Genomic DNA, 19,934 nt, shown 5'->3' on the forward strand with positions numbered 1-19,934 from the left:
TGCTCTTTTTTTATACTAAGTTTGCTAAATAATCTATTTAGAAAAAATTCTTTTGTACCATGGCTTAGCTTGTTCTGTAAGATATCCATAACCATAACCTCCATATCCATAACCGTAACTTCTTTTTGGATCTGTATCATTTAATACGATAGACATATTAGGCAGTCTTTTGTTTCTATACAGCTCTTCTGGAACTGCTAATAATCTCTTATCTAAGTAATTTGCTCTAACAACATATAAAAACATATCAGCATATTTAGCGATTAAGAGTGTGTCCGTTACTAAATTTACTGGAGCAGTATCTACAATTACATAATCGTAATAGTAGTAATTTTTAACTTCATCAAATAAATTTTCTACACTTTTACTAACTAATAGTTCTGCAGGGTTTGGTGGAATAGCACCAGAAGAAATGATATCTAACCCTTCTGCTTCAGGAATATTGAATTTAATATCGTCTAAAGTTAAATTTTTGTTTGTAATATAATTTGTAACACCCTTTCTGCTTTCTATTCCTAAATATTCAGTAACCTTTGGTGCTCGTAAATCCATACCCATTAATAAAACTCTCTTTCCTGAAAGTGCTAATGTTGCTGCCAAGTTAATTGAGATAAAAGATTTACCTTCACCACTAGTTGTGGATGTAATAAAAATAAATTTACTTGTTTTGGTATTGTTAGCTAGCATAAAATCTAGATTGGTTCTAATTAATCTAAATGCCTCTGAACCGCTTGATCTAACATCGTGACCAACAATAATTTTTTCTTTTGTTTCTGACCTAGGAATATCCCCTAAGAAAGGAACCGTTAAAATATTTTCAATATCTTTTTTATTATGAACTTTTGTGTCTAATAAATTTATTAAATAAATGATTATAAATGGTATTAATAACCCTAGGAATAATGCTGCTAAATAGATAATTTTCCTTTTTGGGGAAACCGGATTTTCTGAACTATAGGCTACGTCAATAATTTTTGCATTTGGTACTGTAACTGCCAAAGAGATATCTGTTTCTTCTTTTTTCTTTAATAAGTATGAAAATAAACCAGATATAATTTCCTGCTGTCTTGCAATATCAATAAATCCCCTTTCCACAGTAGGTATAGAAGAAACTTTTGTATTTGCAATAGTTGCGGACTTATTTATTTGACTTAATTGTGACTCTAATGAGGAAATTAAATTTTTAATACTTTTTATGAGATTCTTTCGTTGTGAAATAATTTCTCTTTTATATTGAATTAATTTTGGGTTTTTATCACCTGCACTTCTAAGAGCATTTTTTTTACTAACTAATTCATTATAACTTAATATAGACTTAGAGATTGAGATATCATTAAAACCTAAATTAGAAGGTAAAGTTTCATCATCTTCGTAATTTTTTTCACTCAAGTTTTCATAAATACCTTTAGCTAAATTTAATTCTATACTTAAATCTATTATTTTCTCATTGTTTTTAGATGCATTTTCTAGAACTAATTGACCTTCCATAGAAAGACCCGTAATGTTATTATCGTCTTTAAAGTTTTTTACACTATCTTGAATCTTACTTAAATCCTGACCTATTTTTTTTATTCTTTCAACGATGAAATCTCTAGTTTTTTTTGAAACTTCACTTTTATCGTTAATCGCATCAATATTATATTGCCTAACTAACTCGTCTAAAAAATCTTCTGCTTTAGCACGAACACCATTGTCAATTGAAAGCATTAAAACACTAGAGTTTTTATTAACTGGACTAATATTCAGCCTATTTCTATACCCGTCAATAACCTTTGACTTGTTATTTAATTGAATAAAAACATCTTGGTTAAAATCATTTAGCTTTTCAATTTTAAACACACCAATTTTAGATTTTATATCTTCTCCAAAATAGTGAGAAGAGATAATTTCTTGATTTGAATTTTTAAAAAAAAATTCATTTGAATTTTTTTGAGATACGGTAAAAACTGTATCTTTTTCAAAAAAAGTGGAATCTTTTGAAATAAATTGTAATGTAATAGGATTCGTATTATAAATTTCTGACTTGATGACTCTTCCTTCAACATAATAAATAATATCTAAGCTTAGAGAATCTACAACTTGACCAATAATTTTTCTAGACCTTATTATTTCAATTTCATTATCTGTATTATTACTAGAACCTCCTCCAACAATCCCCATATCTTTAAAAGCTTCTAGTTCTTTAGATATTCCTGATTTTTGATTATCTTTTATCATTATAGTAGCTGTTGCACTATACTTTGGAGATGTATACCTTAAATACAAGAAAGCTACGAAAAATGCTATTAAAACTCCAAGAATAAACCATTTCCAATGAAGAAGATATTTTTCAATCTCTTCTCGCATATTTAAAGTTGTATTCTCATCCTGATGAGAATCTAAAAAATTATTAGTTTTTTGCATTTCTATCTTGTTAAAAGTGAAACGATTGTAATTAACAAACCTGTTATTGAAATAAATAAACTAGTATTTGTATTGCTTGAAGCGGATTGGATTCTAGCATAATTATGTTCCACATAAATATTATCGTTTTGTTGTAAGTAAAAAACTGGTGATGAAAATAATTTATTAGATCTTAAATCAACAACGTATTGTACCTTTTTATCTCCTTCTTCTCTTGTAACCAAAACATTATCTCTTCTACCAGAAATATTTAAGTCTCCAGCCAAACTTATTGCATCCAAAATAGTAACTCTTTCATTTGGAATTGTATATGTTCCTGGCCTCTGAACATCTCCAGTTACGTTAATTTTAAAATTAGCTATTCTGATATTGATGTTAGGATCTATAACATAATCTGGGTCTAATTTATCTTTCAATAGCTTAATAGTTTGCTCTCTTGTCAATCCTCCAATTTTTAATTTTCCTAATAGAGGAAAATCAATTTCTCCTTTACTATCAATTAAATAAGATAATTGTTGTGGTTGTCCTACAACAGAATTTGTTGAAACTGAAAAAGCTACGGCAGGTAAATTAAATGGTCTTACAGCTTCTAAGTCTTCAGCTGAAATTGTTATTTGTAATAAGTCATCAGGTTTAAAAACCGTAGTATATACATTACTAATATCTTCTTGATCAATTTCATCGTATTGGAAATATGCAATTTTTTTGTTTGAAACACAAGCCGATAGACAAACTAAAACAAATAAAATAAAAATAATTTTTCCTTTATCAAAGAACACTTTCATATCAATATATTTTTTTTGCAAAAATAATATTTTAAATCGATTTGTTAGTCATTAACGTCTAATTTTTCATATACTGAATTATTAGAGATATATTCTGGTACTATTTCTTTTATTAACTCAACAATTTTATAATTTGGTAATGTTAAATTTTTACCCATTAAATCTATAATTTTATTTTTTACTATTTGATAATCTAAATCTGGTGACTTAGCAATCATGATTTTTTCATGATATGTTTTTATTGTGTTTTCACCATTTGCTAATAATTCTTCAAATAGTTTTTCCCCAGGTCTTAAACCTGTTATTTTTATATCAATATCGTCTGGGTATTTTAGTCCTGAAAGCGAAATCATTCTTTTTGCCATATCAAAAATCTTTACAGATTTACCCATATCAAAAATATAAATTTCACCTCCATCACCCATAGTTCCAGCCTCAAGTACTAATCTGCAGGCCTCTGGAATAGTCATAAAATATCTTGTTATATCTTTATGAGTTACTGTTAACGGACCTCCTTTTTCTATTTGCTTTTTAAATAAAGGAATTACTGATCCATTAGAGCCTAAAACGTTTCCAAAACGTGTTATGGTAAATTTAGTATTACTTTTTTCATTACTTAAACAACTAATATACATTTCAGCTAATCTTTTAGTTGCTCCCATTACATTAGTTGGGTTTACTGCCTTATCTGTAGAAACCATAACAAATCTTTCTACGCTATGTTTTAATGATAAATCTGCAATATTTTTTGTTCCACAAACATTAATCCTAACAGCTTCATATGGATTTTTTTCCATTAGTGGAACGTGTTTATATGCGGCTGCATGAAAAACTTTTTGTGGTTTGTATTTATCAAAAACCTCTTCCATTCTTTTTAAATCTCTAACATCTGCTACTAAAGCTTTAAAATTGTTTTCACCTTTTTGCAATAATTCTTGTTGTAAATTGTATAGAGGTGACTCAGATTGATCTAACAATATTAAGAGTTTCAAATCATAACCTGATAGTTGTCTAGATATTTCACTACCTATAGACCCTGCTGCTCCAGTTACCAAGACAACTTTATTTGCAACTTCTCTTTTTACAATTGGGTTTTTAATTGATATTATTTCTCTTCCTAGCAAGTCATCGATATTGACTTGTTTTATTTGATTCGCCTGAAGGTCTCCCCCAATCCACTGTGATAATGGTGGAACTATTTTTACTTCAACATCTAAATTTAAGAGCTTATCTGTAATTTCTAAAAGTCTGTTAGGTTTTATATTTTGTATAGAAATGATAACCTCATCAATATTATGAGCGTCAATGAATTCTTTATTTATTTTATCAGAATTATAAATTTTTATACGATCAATTTTTTTTCCAATTTTATTAGAATCATCATCAATAAAACCTAAAATATCATAATTATTACCTCTTTCTCGATTTAAAGCACCATATGTAATCATACCTGAATCTCCAGCGCCATATATTAAAACATTTGTTATCGTATTTAATTCTGTAGAAATAACTTCGTAAAAAGCTTTAAAAATAAACCTACTAATAATTAACAAAAAAACAGATACTAAATAATGTATTAAGATGATTGATTTAGGTATTGTAAACCCATTATAAATTGTTAAAAATTGATTTGTGATTACTAAAAAACCAATGATAGAACTAAAAATTGTAACGCCAAAAAAAACGTTAAAAGCATCTTTAGTGCCTGTATGTCTTATGATACCTTTATAAGATCCTACTAAAAGAAAACTAATTAATGATGTGATTACAACAATAGGCAATTGCTGTTTAAGGCTTGAAAAGTCAAAATTTAAACTTACGTTAAAACGTATTCCGTAAGCAATTATAAATGCTATGCAAATAAGAACAACATCAATAAATAAAACAAACCATTTTGATGCGTATTTATTTAAAGCTTTTAAAAGGAAATTTCTTATCATTATTATAGTAATAGTAAAGAACTTCGCGAAGTTACAATAATTTCTTGATTGTTGAAGTAATTCTTTCCAAATCTGTTTCTGTCAAATCTGAGCCTGAAGGTAAACAAATACCTGTTTTAAATAAAGTTTCAGATACGTTTGAACCGTAAAAATCGGAATTTTTAAATATTGGCTGTAAGTGCATTGGTTTCCAAAGCGGTCTAGACTCAATATTATTATCGCTTAATAATAATCTTAATTTTTCTCTATTGAAACCAGTTATTTTTTCATCAATTAAAATACAAGTAAGCCAGTGATTTGAATTGTTTACCTTTGAATATTCACTCAGAATTTCTATACCTTCAATTTCTTTTAAAAACAATTCATAAACTGTATTGTTTTTTCTTCTAATTTTAATATTTTTTTCTAGAAAGTTCATTTGCTCTACTCCAATTCCTGCTAAAACATTACTCATTCTGTAATTATATCCTATTTCTGAATGTTGATAGTGTGGAGCGATGTCTCTTGCTTGTTTCGATAAAAAAACAGCCTTTTTTTTATCTTTTTTATGGTTACAAATCAAAGCTCCACCTCCAAACGTGGTTATAATTTTATTATTATTAAAAGATATTACGCTAAAGTCTGCAAAAGTACCACATTTTCTATTTTTATATTCAGCCCCTAAAGCTTCTGCAGCATCTTCAATTAATTTGATATCATATTTTTTTGAAATTGCTGTTATTTCTTGAATTTTAGCTGGCATTCCATATAAATTCACAAAAATTATTGCTTTGGGTTTTTTACCTTTGTTAATTCTATCTAAAATTGCTTTTTCTAGCAAGATAGGACACATATTCCATGTATCTTTTTCACTATCAATAAATATTGGTTTTGCTTTTTGGTATATAATTGGATTTGCTGTCGCAACGAAGGTAAAACTTTGACAAATAACTTCATCACCAGATTCAACTCCTAATAAAATCAAAGCTAAATGTAAAGCTGAAGTAGCTGAATTTAGAGCAACAACATATTTTTTTTCACCTAAGTAGTTTTCTAATGAATTTTCAAATTTAGTTATGTTTTCTTCATCAGAATTAATATTTCTTAAAGAAGGATTTAATTTTGGTTTTGATAAAAAAATTTTCTGATTCATTAAATATGAAAATTTTGTACTTAAGCTTTAATTTTCTTGAAAAGATATATATATAACAGTGTGAAAATGGTAACCAAAATAGATAATGTAAAATATTGGGTTTGCATATCTAAATTGTAGGTTTTATAAACGACTATATTTACCAATAATTGAATAGAAGCATAAATTATTGAAACCTGTAAATGAGACATTTTTTTTACATCTACCAGCTTTTGATAAATATGATGTCTATGTGGGTCTAAAACACTTTCTTTAGTAAATAATTTTCTATATAATAAGGTATTTGTTGCATCTGCTCCATAAACAATTATAAGTCCAATAATTAAAGGGGATGATAAATAATAGGTAAAATACATACCTAAATAAAATATTAATAAACCTATTGAAATACTTCCAATATCTCCAGCAAAAAAGAGTGCTTTTTTCCTAAAATTAAAAAACCCGAATATTAAAAGAGAAATTAATGCATAAATTATTAGGCTGTTATTAACAATAGATTCATTGGTATTAATAAAGTAAAAGCCTAAAAGAGAGGCAATACAATACATACCTGTTATACCATTAATTCCGTCCATAAAATTAAACATATTAATTATTCCAACTCCAAAAAAAAGCGAAATTAAATACAAGGCATTCAAAGGGATGCCTATTTGGTATAAAATTAAAATTACAGCAATTAACTGGAAAGGAAATCTAATTTTTGAACTTAATGTATAAATATCATCTAGAAAACTTACTATAGAAATTAACAATACACCTAGAATAAAAAAAGGGTATTGAAAGTTATTGAACAAAGAAAACAATATAATAGCAATAGGAAAAACAATGCCTCCTCCTCGAACAGTAATTTTTGAATGAGAACTCCTTTCATTAGGTTTGTCAATAATTTTAAACTTTATAGCAAGTTTTAAATAAACAAAAGATAAAAAAACTAAGAGTATAGATACAATAAAATAATTTTCCATAGTTTAAAATGAAGAAATCGTTTTTTGAATTCCTTTTTCAGTTGACAAAGGTAAACTTTTTTGAATAGCATTCTTTATTTTAATGTTTGAAACCACATAATTCTCAGTCAACTTTTGTAATCGCTCCGAATTAAGGGGAAAAGGAAGTACATCTCCAATTTTTGATAAAATAGTTATTAGAAACTTTGGCGTATGTATAATTCTTACTGGTTTTGAAATGGTTTCTCCTATAATTCTCACCAATTGATTCGACGAAATTGACTCATCATCAGCGATATTATAAATACCAGACTCGATTTTAGAATTATCTATAAGTTCGTTAATTATAAAACATAGATTTTCTACTGAAACAAATGATCTTTGATTATCATATCTCCCAAAAGGGTATGGAATTCCTTTAGAAACAAAATTATATAATAAGTTTAAATTTCCTTTATTATTTGGTCCATGAATCATACAAGGTCTTAAAATATAAACTCTTTTGTTACTTGGAATATTTTTTGATAAAATATACTCTTCAGCTGCTAACTTAGATTTACCATATGCTGTTATTGGGTTTGGTGCTACTTGTTCTGTTAATTCACCTTCTACAACATCTGCTGCCGCTTTTACGGAACTCATATATATAAAAATTTCACAATCGCTTTTTAAGAATTTATCGAATAGTGTTTTTGTAAGTTTTGTATTTACCTTAAAATACTCTTTATCTTCAGAAGTCTTTTTTAAATCGTGTGCTTTACCTGCTAAGTGGACAATTGCTTTTGCATTATTTAAAATCTTTAAATCTAAAGTCTTGTAATCTATCTCACTTTTCAAAGGAGATCTAGAAACCCCTGTGACTTGCTTGTTTTTTTTAAGTAAAAATGCTGTTAAATTTCCACCAACAAACCCCTTATTTCCTGTAATTAGTATTTTCATGAGTTTTAAGTATAGATTGTGACATTAAAATATTAATTTTTTCTCTTGAGAAATTATCCACAAAAGTATTTCTTCGCACTTTTATATATTTATATTTTTTTAAAGAATCTATAAACTCTTTAACATTTCCTGGTTCAAATAAAATAACATTAGATAAATTTTCTTTAAGAAACTCAGAAGCATAACCGCCCACTCCAGCTATTATAGGTTTATCAAAAGCACCATATTCAAATAATTTAGATGGTAATACTCTTTCAAAAGCTTTGTATTTATTTAAGTGAAGAAACAGAAAATCTGCCTTTTGATATTCTTTTATTAATAACTTTCTATCAATAGGTTTTTTTATTTCTATATTCTCTACTCCTTCTTCTTTTATTGCCGATATTAATTTTTGCTTAGCTCCTCCATCTCCATAAATAATAAATTTATATTTATTTTGAAAGGCTTTAGCTACCTTTGGCAAAATAATATGCAAACCTTGTCCTTCTCCAATATTACCTGCATAAACAATTGTTTTAAGTTTTTTATCTTCATTAGGTACTTCTATATTCTTATTTAAGAATACAATATCGATTCCATTTGTGTAAAAAGAATAGGAACACTGTTTATACTTTACGAAATAACTTTCAAAACCTTTTGAAACTAAATTTATGTGATTTGCGTTTTTAAAAGTATAATTTTCTATAGGTCTAAGAAAAAAATCTAAACCGATTTTAATAATAGGATTTTTAAAAATCTCTACAATACTTTCTCTAAAAATGTCTCTAATATCTAAATATAATTTCCCTTTATTTTTTCGGGCTAATTTTGCTCCTAAAAATGCTGTAAACAATCTAGAGGAAGAAGCATAAACTAGGTCGTAATTTTTATCTTTTGCTATTCTTTTAGCTTCATAATAAAAAATTCTAAACGATTTTATTTGCCCAAACAACCCACTTTTATGATCAGGTATACGAATTCTATTTATTGTAATATTATCACCTCTTTTTTCTATCTTATCTGCAGAAACCTTATAAGAATCGTACCTATTTGGATAAGTTGTAATCACATCTATACTATCTATATTTTTAACCCTTTGGGCTAGCGATTTAAATAAAGATGTATTTCTAAAAGAGCCCGCACATAAATCTGGTTCGAAATAATACGTTAAAAATAATATTTTCATAATTGAATTTTTGTTGACAAACTAGATTCAAATAAAACTTTTAATTTTATTGCAGTAGACGCTTTATTAAAACCTTTTGCAAATCTATAATTTCCTTTTTCAATGGAGATGTTTTTTCCTTCAAAAAACACTTCTATATTATAGTCTCCAAGTAAAACTTTAGATTTTCTTATTGTGACATTAGAAATAGCTGGATGAAGATGAAAATGAGCAACTTTCTTAAAAGGTTTTTCTGAAGTGATAACATCTTCTATATTAATATTATTTTCACTAACAGTAAACTTTCTTGAATGGGTAAGGTTTAAGGCTTTGTAACCATTATGAGTAGCTTTTATACTATTTTTATTTTCTTTTAAACTTGTAACTTCGGCTCTTTTAGCAACTCTAAACCCTCCCCAAACTTGGGTTTGCTCTATATCTTCTATTTGCACAGTATTATGTGCTGCTGTACTTCTTTCTAATTGTCTTAATTCGTTCTTTTCATAGGTAGATAATCCTGTATCTATAAAAATAGGATTTTGATTTACATACAATACAAAATTAAAAGTGTCTGAATGTACATGCGCAGGTTGATAAGAAGCTCCTACATTACCAACATCTACAAATAACTCAAAATTATTTTTTTTAAACATTCTGTAACCAGAGTCTAACAGTTTTACATTCTCTATAATTAAATTTAACTCCTCTCCATACAATACCAATTCTTTAGTGGATGGGGCAATATCAAAAGCACTATCATTTACCATTGGAATGTCTCCATTTTTAAAAGTTACTTCTTTTATCCAAGACAACATTCTACATGCAATACTTTCTAAAAACTGTAATAAATTATCTTGTTTCCAATTATTTAGTCGTATTAATTTTATACAATCTAATACTCTAAACAGCATAGTTTGGTGATACATTGGAGATAATTCGAAGTGACCACCGTCTTTTAAAGTTTGTTCTTTCAGTTCTGATTTTAAAATTTTAAAAGCTGGCTTATAAAGAGTATCGTCTTTAAAATAATATGCTCCAAATAATAAGGAAAAACCATTTTCTAATAAATGATTTCCAAGCAAATGATATTCTATATTATTTAAAAGTATTTGATAATGGTTATATAATCCTTGATTTATTTCATGATTTAAAATTTTTCTATTCGACAAAAATTTAATCCAATTAATTCCTCGAAGTGAAATTGGGTAAGCTGCTTTACCATCTTTTAAATACTGGTCGTTTTTTAAATAGTCTTTTATTAACCTTAGTCCTTCCTCAGTTTTAATTTCTTTTTGATTTAAAAAATCGAAATAATTAAGATTAAAAGTCCATAGTTTTCCAAACTCCGAATAATTCCAATCTATACTCTCTCCAAATTTTTTTGTGATGTTTAAGAAAAAGAACTCATTTTCTCCCAAGTATGAGTTAGGGGTTAACAAAAAGTCTTCCCATACTAAAGAAAGTTCATTATTCTCTAACTTTTTATTGTATTTTTTTTTAAAGAAACGATTTCTTATAAAATAGTAAAGCCTATAATAAATTTGAATAGGCTTTAGATATTTTATTGTATTATACAGTGTACTTATTTTACTTCCACCCATTTTCCTTGTTTCAAAGATTCTATCGCTGCAAATGAGGCTTTTGTTGTATTAACAATTTCCTCGAAAGGTATAATAGGTTCTCCTCCTTTTTGCTGCTGTTCAATTAATTGATTAAATTGGTTATAATGACCTTTGTCTTGTTTTGAAGAGCTTTTAGAGAAACCCTTAAAACCATATGCTTTTAACTTTCTCCAATTATCCATAATTAAAGTTCTTTCTTGAGAGAAAATTTCAACTCTTTCTTTTGAATAGGCTTTAGATCCATTTGCAAAATAGTTAATAACTGCATTGGTTCCGTTTTCATATTTTAACAATATACTTGCATTATCGGTGTTTTCTTGTGGATTGGCTCCCATAGCATTCATGCAAACAGAAATTACTTTACTACCTGCAAAATAAGTACACAAATCTATATAATGGCAAGCTTCTCCGATAATTCTTCCTCCTCCAACTTCCATATCATGTACCCATACATCTGCAGGTATAAAACCAGCATTCATTGTAGCAATAATATTCATAGGTGCTTTATCGTTTCCTAAAACTTTTTTCATTTTTTTTGCCAAAGGAGCAAAACGTCTATTGAAACCTACAGAAATATTTACATTACGCTTATTATATTCTTCTACAATCTTTTTTAATTCTTCTGCTGTTAATGCCAAAGGCTTTTCTACAAAAACACTTTTATTAGCTTGCATAGTTTCCAAGACCATAGAAGCATGCATATTATGTTTTGTTGTTATTAAAACTAAATCTGTTTCTGTATCATTTAGTATTTCTTTATAATCTGTAGTAGAATTTGCAATCTGATATTGCTTTGCCATAGTGGTCGAAGATAACCCTCCAGAACTTGCTATGTATTTTATATTAGCATTTAATTTTTTTAAACTTGGTAAAATAGTAGCACTTGTAAAATTACCTGCTCCTACAATACCAATAACACCTTTATTTCCTTTAAATGATTTGTTACTAATTTTAACTGTAGAAACTGGTTTTTCTGTTGTATTATATTCTAATATAGAGGCAATCGACTTGGAAACTCCCATGTCTCCATATATTTTTTGATAATCTTCTAAAGGAATTCGTTCTGTAATTAAAGGTTTAACATTTAAAGAGCCGTTAGAAATTGCATTTAAAACTGCGTTAAAATTTCTTTTTTCTGTCCAACGTACATAACCTATTGGATAATCATTTCCTTTGTTTTCATACTCATCGTCATAACGCCCTGGACCATATGAGCAAGAAACTTGAAAAGAAATTTCTTTATTATAAAAATCTGCTCTACTAATGTCTAAACCAATTACGCCAACTAAAATAATTCTTCCTAATTTTCTACACATTTGGGCAGACTGCGATATAATATCGTTACTTTTACTAGATGCCGTAATTATAACTCCATCTGCACCAACTCCATTTGTAAATGTTTCAACAAATTTTACTTGGTCTGTACCTTCTGCTGGATTTATAGCAATAATTCCTTTTTCTTTCGCTATTTTAATTTTCTCTGAATCGAAATCGAAACCAATAACATTACATCCGTTAGCCTTTAACAACTCTGCTGTTACCAAACCTATAAGACCTAAGCCTACTACAACTATTGTTTCTCCAAAAGTAGGTTTTAACAATCTAATTCCTTGTAGCCCAATAGAGCCTATAATTGTAAATGCAGCTTCTTCGTCGGTTACATTTTCAGGAATTTTAGCTACAAGATTTTTAGGTACCAACACATACTCTGCATGATTACCATTAGATGCTACTCTATCTCCAATATTAAATTCTTTTACACCTTTACCTACAGCTACCACTTCTCCCACGTTACAATAACCTAATGGTAATGGTTGCCCTAATTTATTAAAAACTGCATCTAATGTTGGCTTTAATCCGTCTGTCTTTACCTTATCTAAAACCATTTTAACCTTATCTGGTTGCTGTTTCGCTTTTTGAATAAAGTTTGCTTTACCAAATTCTACTAACATTTTTTCAGTTCCTAAAGACACTAATGTTTTAGTCGTTTTTATTAAAACAGCTCCCGACTTTATGGCTGGCACTGGTACTTCTTCTAAAATAGTGTCTCCCTTCTTAAGGTCTTGTATTATTTGTTTCATATAAATTTTATTTTCTTTCTTTAATAATTTTTGCAGGAACTCCTCCAACTATTGTAAATGGTTTTACATCTTTAGTTACAACACTTCCAGCAGCAATTACTGCTCCTTCACCTATAATAACACCTGATGTAATTATACAATTTGCACCAATCCATACATCTTTTCCTATAATAACTTTTTTAGACACATGACCAGAATCGAAGATTCTTCCTTGGTTGCTAGGTATTATATGGTTTGCAGATATTATTTGAGTTCTATATCCAATTAAAGTTCTTTCTCCTATTTCAACACCGCCTTTGGTAGTTATTATTACACCCCAGGCTAAGTCAACATTATTTCCAATAATTATATTTATTGCTGGGTTGATTTTTATACCAGGATAGAATGTAACTCTTTTACCAACGATACCTCCTTGAATTCTTATATAGTTACTTTTAACTAAATTAAACAATTTGTGTCTAGGTAAAGAAAAAACTATTGAAGATAAAGATTCATAAGTACAAACAGCAAAATTTTTAATCTCTTTTTTCATTTTATTGACCTTAATAAATCTAATTGCATATTTACTTTTTTACTAGGACTTGGATATTTTTCGATAATTAAATCTGCATTAGTTTTGATTTGGTTTTGTAAATTTATGTTACTTCTGTAATTTATTATTTTATCACAAATATTAGATGCATCATTTCGTTCCACATAAACAGCTGCGTTTTCACATATAGAACGTGACCATTCCTCATCTGATATAAATAGAGGTTTTTTAAAATACCAAGATTCAATAATATTATTACTAAAACTTTCTAACAAGCTAAAAAGAGCAACACCGTCTATCTTTTCGAATAAAAAAGGTACTTCTGAAGGTAAAACTTGGTCAAAAAAAACTATGTTTTTTTCAACAGAATATTTTTTAGCTTTCTCTAATAAAAGTATTGAATTTGGATCTTTTGGAGGAACAGTTATTACAAAGCTTACATCCATAACATTCTGTTTTTTTAAACTTAGAAGTATTTCCGGAACAATTTCTATATTTTTATTTTTGTGCCATCCAGAAAGCATTAAAAGATTAAATTTATTGGTTTCTATCTCATTTAATCTCGTTCTAAATTTTTTGGAAACTTTAGAAGTAGGATAAGAGGATATTGAAGGTAAAATAAGTTCTGTTTGTTCCGCTGGATAGTTAAATAAATCCACTGCTCTATTTCGCATCGATTCATTTTCAAAAATTATAAAATCAGATTTTAATGTACTTTTTAGTCTATACCTATCTATTAATTTTAATTTAATATTTTGTAAAAAAGAGTATCCTTGCCAAAACTTTATTTCAGGGTAGAACAGATTTGAATATGCGCATCCAGTAACTGACTTTATATTTCTATAGTGTAAACCAGGTCCAAACATTGTGTAAATTATTTCGATGTTATTATTTAAAACAACTTTACTAAACCTAAATAACTGGAAAATTAATCTATTATACAATCCTTCTTTTACTGTATATATATTTTTGCATTTTTTTTCTATTAATATTTTATGAACATGTGTGTTTTCTGTAACCAAAAAGAAAAGTGTAAAGTCACTATTGTTTAAGGATTGTATTATAAAGTTTGAAGCTACTTGTTGTCCTCCTCCACTTTTAATTGGCATTAAGTTTAATAAAACTTTCATAAATCAAAAAAATTATCTCATTAATAAAATTATTCGAATAATTATTTTCGATAGAACATTTGTCTTGCCTTCCATATTAATTACTTCTCTTCTCATAGCTTTAATATTTATATCTCCTAGGGATTCTCCATACTTTAAAAATTCTGTAGATACTATATTCAAATATTTAAATCTAATTCCTTTTTCTATAGAAAAACGTCTAAACATATCTAAATCTCCAGCTAGTTTAAACTTTAAGTAGTTTAAACCTCCTATTTTCTCGTATAAGTTTTTTGTATACATTGTACTTGGTTGAACAAAGGGCATAATCTTATTTTTTAATATAAACTTTGGAAATCGAGATCCACTAATCCTCGTTTTTTTTCCTTTTTTTATAAAATTAAAGATTGAATCGGAATATACGAAGTCGCATTTATTAGATTTTAGTACTTCATACATTTTTTCAAAACCTTCTTTAACAACAACATCATCGGAATTTACCCAAGTAATAAATTCTCCCTTTGCTTTCTCAAAACCTAAAGATATGGCATGATACATGCCCAACTTTTCTGTTTGATTGATTAACTTAACATGAGGGTGTTTTTTTATAATTTCTAATGTCCCATCTGAAGAACCTCCATCTACGATAATGTGTTCAAATGGAATTGTTAATTTTTTTATGGAATTAATATTGTTTTCTAAAAAATTAACTGAATTTAAAGTTGGCGTAACTATTGTTAACATAAATTTGAATTTTTAGCAGTAATTATATATGACCCAAAAACCATAAAAGGAAAGTATAACATATTCGTATACCAAGACCACATAGGTGAGCTAACCATATAAACAAGAAAAAACATAGACATTATAATTTCAAATTTATTAGTTAACATTTTTCTTTTAAAAAAAGAATCAATAATTTTTTTTGTGATAAAGAGAAAGAGAACTACCATGCATAAAAACCCAAATTTAAATATAAAATTAATAAGCCCAATATGTAATACACTTCCCCCAACTGTATTTTCTACAAAACCTCCAAAACCTCTACCTAAAACATAATCATGAAGTTCATAAGAGGCGAAAAAAGTATCTGCTTCCACCAAACGATCATTCCTTTCAGTAGAAACAGCTGTATCTATACGGTTTTCAAAACGGTTGACAAATATAGATTCTGAAAAAATATACATAAAAACAAATACACTAATAAAAAGAGAGATTAATAAACGAAATCTTGCTTTTCCTTTTAAATAAAAGAAAATTAAAACTATAACCAAAAATATTAGCTCAAATAATACATTTTTTTTTGCATAATAAAACCCATTAAATAAATATAAAAATAACATAGCAACAGTTAAAACGACATGCTTTTTTTTTCCAAATTGAATAGATATAATTAAAATTAATGGAACTAAAGCTAAAGTTGTCATTTGAGCTACATAGTTAATTTTATAGGTTGAGTTTTCTGCCATTTCGATTAACATACTATTTCTACTACTTGCTGTTAAAAAATAATTAAAATCTAGAGAAGGAATACCTATTAAGATAAACAATATTGTCCAAAAAAAGTAAGTATTTAAAAATTTAACCCATAATTTTCTTGAAACGTTAACAAAAGTAATACCCGATAAAATAAGAGAAAAAGCAAATAAATCGAAAACAAGTCTACCAAAATATTTAGAATCTGTATAATTATTTAAAAGTCCTAATATAAAAACAAAAGAACCAATAATTAATAAACCAGAATACAATCGATAGGTTTTATTTTTAAATGATGTATTCTTATTTCGATAGCTCATAAATTTCATGAAAGAATTAAAGCTAAAAAACACTAAACAACTAATAATTAATATAAATCTAAATTGATTTAAACCAAGAATCCATAGAATGTTAGTAAAAAACATAACATTCCATATTTTTAAAAAATTCTCAAAATACTTATCCTCTTTCATCAAATAATGTATCTTGAATAAATTTACTAAATTTTTCTGGCGGATTCTCTATAATGTCAATAAATAATTGGGCTTTATTGTTTCTTTTAGGAATCATATTATACGGTAATGTTGCCCCAATAAAATCTTCCCATTCTGAATCATTATAAAAATCTGAAATGTTTAATTCTTTACTAAATATTTCCTTTAACTCTTTCATAGAGTAATTAATTCCATAGCCAGTATATTTTAATAATTTATGATGTGGTGGTGTTCCAAATAAAATAGCTGGTTTATCTAATAAATATGCCTCTAAAGAAGATGTTCCAGATAGTGCGACAACTATTTCAGATTTTTTAATTAATTCTGTAGACTCAACAGGCATATTAACAAACTTTACATTTGGTATAGATTTAAGGGCTTTATAAAATTCTTTATTACGCACTTTAAGCATTTTTGGGTTCTCTTTTACCACTATTTCCCAACCATAAGGTAAAACTTTTGAAATCAATCTAGTCATTTCAATTTGACTTTGAAAATAAGTACTATAAAGAATAACAGTTGCTTCTGGCTCCATATGAAGCGGAATATATACAAATTTATTTTTTATATCTCCTAAAGATTTAATATCTGGTAAGTAATAATTTTTACTCTTTATTGAAGTAATTTTTCGTTTAATTTTTCTTAATAGAGAATACCCTTTGTCATTCAAGTGGTTTTTTATTTCTTCGTCTTTCTTTAAATACTTGATAGCATTCTTTGAATTGGTCTTAAACACATTAGGGCTAGTCTGTTTTTTCATATAGACAAGCCTTTCTGTCATAGGAACATTTAATCTATCTGTTAAACTTTTCTTTTCTATTTTTCTTTGATTAATTCTATTAACTCTTATATTCCAAGAGTCTTTTAAAGCAACTACACTATTATATGGTACCCCTACTGGAATAAAAGAATAATTATAACCATTTTTTGCATTTGTAAGAAGAGCACTAAAACAATAAATAAAATGATCTAAAGATAAAGAAACATTTAATGTGTTTTTATCAATTATATTATCTAATAATATCGCATAACGATAAAAATAATTTTCATTATAGATATCTGTATCAAAAAATCTTTCAGTTTCTAAAATGTCATTTAAACCAAAATTATTATTTTTTAGAAGTTTATCAATTTGGATTAAACGATTTTGATTTATCACTATGTCGTTTACCAAATCTGGAAGTAATAATATCTTTTTTTTTCTTTTAATAAAAAAGTCATAACTCTCAGAAAACATTGTTACGAAAATTATTTCATTGTAATCACCTACATTATTTAATTTTTCTGAAAATTCAAACATAAATTGGTTATTCCATGGTCTTACATGTAAAACTATTTTACTCATAAATTATTTTTTTTATTTTCTTAGCAGGGTTACCAGCTACAATTTCATTGCTACCAACATTTCTAGAAACTACAGATCCCGCACCAATAACAGCTCCATCATCTATAGTTACGCCTTTCAAAATAATAGAATTAGCACCAATAAATACATTGTCACCGATTTTTATCGGTAAAGACTTGCCATCATTTGGACGTTTTTCTCTTTCTTTCCAATTAATAGGATGAAAGTCTGTATCCCAAATACCAACTCCGCTACCAATATAAACATTAGAGCCTATGTCAACTTGTGTAGAACAACAAATAGATGCTCCTGTAATTCCAGTATTATTTCCAATATTTATTTGTGCACCACTATTAAGAACTGCTAAAATACACTTGTGTTTTACTCCTATTGGGTTTGTAGATGAGCATGAAGTAATTACAACATTTTCTCCTAAAGTTATCTTTGCATTTTGATACAATATTATATGGGGAATTCTATCCATTTTGACTTTAAAAAAAGAGAAATCCATTCCAATTAATTTAAAATAAATATTCCCGACAACAAAAAAAAAGAAATTAATTAATTTTTTGAATGCTCTATATAAATAATATATTGGATTTGATAAAATTTTATTCATGTTTACTGAAAGTTAAATAATAACTATAAAAAATTGTTCCTATTGACAAAATTAATGAAATAATACATCTATAGTATGCAACTTGCTCAATAGAAGTAATTTTTGTGAAAAAACTTACACCCCACATTGCAAGCAAACTTAATCCTACTAAAAAAATATAAAATCTATTTTTCCTAATAACCCCCATTATTACTCCTGGACCGATACTTAAAAAAGAAAATCCAGTAATAACATTTATTTTAGCAGCCTCAACTCCTGGCAAATATTTAGGAATATAATTGAATACTATGAAATCAATACTAAAATATATAATTAGACCGATAAAAGATAAAACTATGAAATTAATAAGCAAAGAATTCCAAAAAAACTTTCGTAAACTTGAAGGCTTACCATAAGTTCCAAATAATGCACTTGCTTTAGGATATAAAATCGAAGTTAGTGATGAAGGGATTAATAACATAATTGTAAGAACTAATTTCGATAAAAAATAATAACCTAATTGTTCACTTCCCAAATTTAAACCAATAATAGATTGATCTGCTATTGTAAACAAAATAAATAAATAACCACCAAATAACAAAGGAAAACCAACACTTAAAAGCTCCTTATAACTTTTAAAGTCAAACTTAGCTTCCAATTTATAAGGTGAGTTTTTAAGCCTCAAAATAGCATTTATTATTACTTTACCTGTATTCATTAATACTTTTCCATAACCTTTAAAAAAAACTAATAATGGCGTTAATAAAAGTTGTAAACCAGCCTCATACAGCTTTAAAGCCCCAAGCTTTTTAAAATCTTGACCACTACGAAAAGTAGTATCAATATGAAGTGCTATTGGTGATAAAACCGAAATTATTAAAACTCCAGTGATAGCAAAATAGTCAAGTAATTTATATGAATTGTTATTTATTATTACAAAGATTAATACAAAAATTATTGATATAATAGCAACTGCTCTACTAACATATAATGACGTATTTACTTGCAAATTTACTTTGGATAGTTCATTTTTGGCTTTGTAAAAAGCAATATTACGATTTAAACCATTAAAAACACCTAATTGAAGAAAACCTAAATAGGGCAAAATTAAAAAATAAGACTCAATCAACCCATTATCTTTTGGATCTACGAATTTAGCAACCAAGATACTAGTAATAAAACCAATCCCTGGAAGAACTATAGAAGATAAAAGATACAAGAGTTCACCAGCATAACTTTTTATTTTTTTTAAATTCATTTATTATTTTTCAAAAGACAAAAAAAGTAGATTAACTTTTAATTACTTATTAGTTACAAATATTTCAAAATTAAATCTTAACATTTCCATTTTCTCAGTTAATATTAAAAAGAATAGTAATTCAAAATTTAT

The 19,934-nt window shown here is 27.2% G+C and carries 16 protein-coding genes; all 16 read right to left on the reverse strand.

Features of this window, described 5'->3' with window-relative positions; all coding sequences use genetic code 11:
- Positions 1–33: 33 nt before the first annotated feature.
- The 16 genes from FDT66_RS12175 to FDT66_RS12250 all read right to left on the reverse strand — a co-directional run bounded on the left by FDT66_RS12175 (position 34) and on the right by FDT66_RS12250 (position 19,802).
- Positions 34–2,403 (reverse strand): GumC family protein, encoded by a 2,370-nt coding sequence (locus FDT66_RS12175; RefSeq protein ID WP_138536925.1) that lies wholly within the window; start codon positions 2,401–2,403, stop codon positions 34–36.
- Positions 2,404–2,405: 2 nt separating this feature from the next.
- Positions 2,406–3,188, reverse strand: coding sequence for a polysaccharide biosynthesis/export family protein (locus FDT66_RS12180; protein ID WP_138536927.1), 783 nt, complete (start codon positions 3,186–3,188; stop codon positions 2,406–2,408).
- Positions 3,189–3,232: 44 nt separating this feature from the next.
- The gene (locus tag FDT66_RS12185; RefSeq protein WP_138536929.1) at positions 3,233–5,128 is read right to left on the reverse strand and encodes a polysaccharide biosynthesis protein; all 1,896 of its coding nucleotides are present in this window, start codon (positions 5,126–5,128) and stop codon (positions 3,233–3,235) included.
- A 31-nt stretch (positions 5,129–5,159) separates the two neighbouring features.
- On the reverse strand, positions 5,160–6,260 hold the full coding sequence (locus FDT66_RS12190; RefSeq protein WP_138536931.1) for a DegT/DnrJ/EryC1/StrS family aminotransferase: 1,101 nt from the start codon (positions 6,258–6,260) through the stop codon (positions 5,160–5,162).
- Between the two features lie 20 nt (positions 6,261–6,280).
- A complete protein-coding gene (locus FDT66_RS12195) occupies positions 6,281–7,225 on the reverse strand; it encodes an MraY family glycosyltransferase (protein WP_138536933.1) in 945 nt (314 codons plus the stop codon).
- 3 nt (positions 7,226–7,228) lie between these two features.
- Positions 7,229–8,143 (reverse strand): NAD-dependent epimerase/dehydratase family protein, encoded by a 915-nt coding sequence (locus FDT66_RS12200; protein WP_138536935.1) that lies wholly within the window; start codon positions 8,141–8,143, stop codon positions 7,229–7,231.
- On the reverse strand, positions 8,118–9,308 hold the full coding sequence (locus FDT66_RS12205) for a glycosyltransferase family 4 protein (protein WP_138536937.1): 1,191 nt from the start codon (positions 9,306–9,308) through the stop codon (positions 8,118–8,120). Before FDT66_RS12205 ends, FDT66_RS12200 begins: the two co-directional genes overlap by 26 nt.
- Entirely contained in the window at positions 9,305–10,888 is a 1,584-nt protein-coding gene (locus FDT66_RS12210) for a heparinase II/III family protein (protein WP_138536938.1), read from the reverse strand. Before FDT66_RS12210 ends, FDT66_RS12205 begins: the two co-directional genes overlap by 4 nt.
- Positions 10,870–12,990: a bi-domain-containing oxidoreductase gene (locus FDT66_RS12215; RefSeq protein WP_138536941.1), complete on the reverse strand. Its 2,121-nt coding sequence runs from the start codon at positions 12,988–12,990 to the stop codon at positions 10,870–10,872. The genes FDT66_RS12210 and FDT66_RS12215 overlap by 19 nt, the downstream gene beginning before the upstream one ends.
- A gap of 7 nt (positions 12,991–12,997) precedes the next feature.
- Positions 12,998–13,522 carry an acyltransferase gene (locus FDT66_RS12220; protein WP_171032381.1) on the reverse strand — a complete coding sequence of 175 codons (525 nt, stop codon included), beginning with the start codon at positions 13,520–13,522 and terminating at the stop codon, positions 12,998–13,000.
- The gene (locus FDT66_RS12225) at positions 13,519–14,652 is read right to left on the reverse strand and encodes a glycosyltransferase (RefSeq protein ID WP_138536943.1); all 1,134 of its coding nucleotides are present in this window, start codon (positions 14,650–14,652) and stop codon (positions 13,519–13,521) included. The genes FDT66_RS12220 and FDT66_RS12225 overlap by 4 nt, the downstream gene beginning before the upstream one ends.
- 12 nt (positions 14,653–14,664) lie before the next feature.
- Positions 14,665–15,375, reverse strand: a complete 711-nt coding sequence (locus FDT66_RS12230) for a glycosyltransferase (RefSeq protein ID WP_138536945.1) — start codon at positions 15,373–15,375, stop codon at positions 14,665–14,667.
- Complete coding sequence (locus tag FDT66_RS12235) at positions 15,369–16,427, reverse strand: hypothetical protein (protein ID WP_138536947.1); 1,059 nt, start codon at positions 16,425–16,427, stop codon at positions 15,369–15,371. Before FDT66_RS12235 ends, FDT66_RS12230 begins: the two co-directional genes overlap by 7 nt.
- A gap of 139 nt (positions 16,428–16,566) precedes the next feature.
- The gene (locus FDT66_RS12240; protein WP_138536949.1) at positions 16,567–17,946 is read right to left on the reverse strand and encodes a capsular polysaccharide export protein, LipB/KpsS family; all 1,380 of its coding nucleotides are present in this window, start codon (positions 17,944–17,946) and stop codon (positions 16,567–16,569) included.
- Entirely contained in the window at positions 17,939–18,430 is a 492-nt protein-coding gene (locus tag FDT66_RS14270; RefSeq protein WP_171032382.1) for an acyltransferase, read from the reverse strand. Before FDT66_RS14270 ends, FDT66_RS12240 begins: the two co-directional genes overlap by 8 nt.
- Positions 18,431–18,557: 127 nt before the next feature.
- A complete protein-coding gene (locus FDT66_RS12250) occupies positions 18,558–19,802 on the reverse strand; it encodes an oligosaccharide flippase family protein (protein WP_138536953.1) in 1,245 nt (414 codons plus the stop codon).
- Positions 19,803–19,934: the final 132 nt, after the last annotated feature.

The sequence above is a fragment of the Polaribacter aestuariivivens genome, from assembly GCF_005885675.1.
Classification (GTDB): Bacteria; Bacteroidota; Bacteroidia; order Flavobacteriales; family Flavobacteriaceae; genus Polaribacter; species Polaribacter aestuariivivens.

Coding starts and splice junctions, on each gene's coding strand:
- FDT66_RS12175 (WP_138536925.1), bottom strand. CDS start 2,403: ATGCAAAAAACTAATAATTTTTTAGATTCTCATCAGGATGAGAATACA.
- FDT66_RS12180 (WP_138536927.1), bottom strand. CDS start 3,188: ATGAAAGTGTTCTTTGATAAAGGAAAAATTATTTTTATTTTATTTGTT.
- FDT66_RS12185 (WP_138536929.1), bottom strand. CDS start 5,128: ATGATAAGAAATTTCCTTTTAAAAGCTTTAAATAAATACGCATCAAAA.
- FDT66_RS12190 (WP_138536931.1), bottom strand. CDS start 6,260: ATGAATCAGAAAATTTTTTTATCAAAACCAAAATTAAATCCTTCTTTA.
- FDT66_RS12195 (WP_138536933.1), bottom strand. CDS start 7,225: ATGGAAAATTATTTTATTGTATCTATACTCTTAGTTTTTTTATCTTTT.
- FDT66_RS12200 (WP_138536935.1), bottom strand. CDS start 8,143: ATGAAAATACTAATTACAGGAAATAAGGGGTTTGTTGGTGGAAATTTA.
- FDT66_RS12205 (WP_138536937.1), bottom strand. CDS start 9,308: ATGAAAATATTATTTTTAACGTATTATTTCGAACCAGATTTATGTGCG.
- FDT66_RS12210 (WP_138536938.1), bottom strand. CDS start 10,888: ATGGGTGGAAGTAAAATAAGTACACTGTATAATACAATAAAATATCTA.
- FDT66_RS12215 (WP_138536941.1), bottom strand. CDS start 12,990: ATGAAACAAATAATACAAGACCTTAAGAAGGGAGACACTATTTTAGAA.
- FDT66_RS12220 (WP_171032381.1), bottom strand. CDS start 13,522: ATGAAAAAAGAGATTAAAAATTTTGCTGTTTGTACTTATGAATCTTTA.
- FDT66_RS12225 (WP_138536943.1), bottom strand. CDS start 14,652: ATGAAAGTTTTATTAAACTTAATGCCAATTAAAAGTGGAGGAGGACAA.
- FDT66_RS12230 (WP_138536945.1), bottom strand. CDS start 15,375: ATGTTAACAATAGTTACGCCAACTTTAAATTCAGTTAATTTTTTAGAA.
- FDT66_RS12235 (WP_138536947.1), bottom strand. CDS start 16,427: ATGAGCTATCGAAATAAGAATACATCATTTAAAAATAAAACCTATCGA.
- FDT66_RS12240 (WP_138536949.1), bottom strand. CDS start 17,946: ATGAGTAAAATAGTTTTACATGTAAGACCATGGAATAACCAATTTATG.
- FDT66_RS14270 (WP_171032382.1), bottom strand. CDS start 18,430: ATGGATAGAATTCCCCATATAATATTGTATCAAAATGCAAAGATAACT.
- FDT66_RS12250 (WP_138536953.1), bottom strand. CDS start 19,802: ATGAATTTAAAAAAAATAAAAAGTTATGCTGGTGAACTCTTGTATCTT.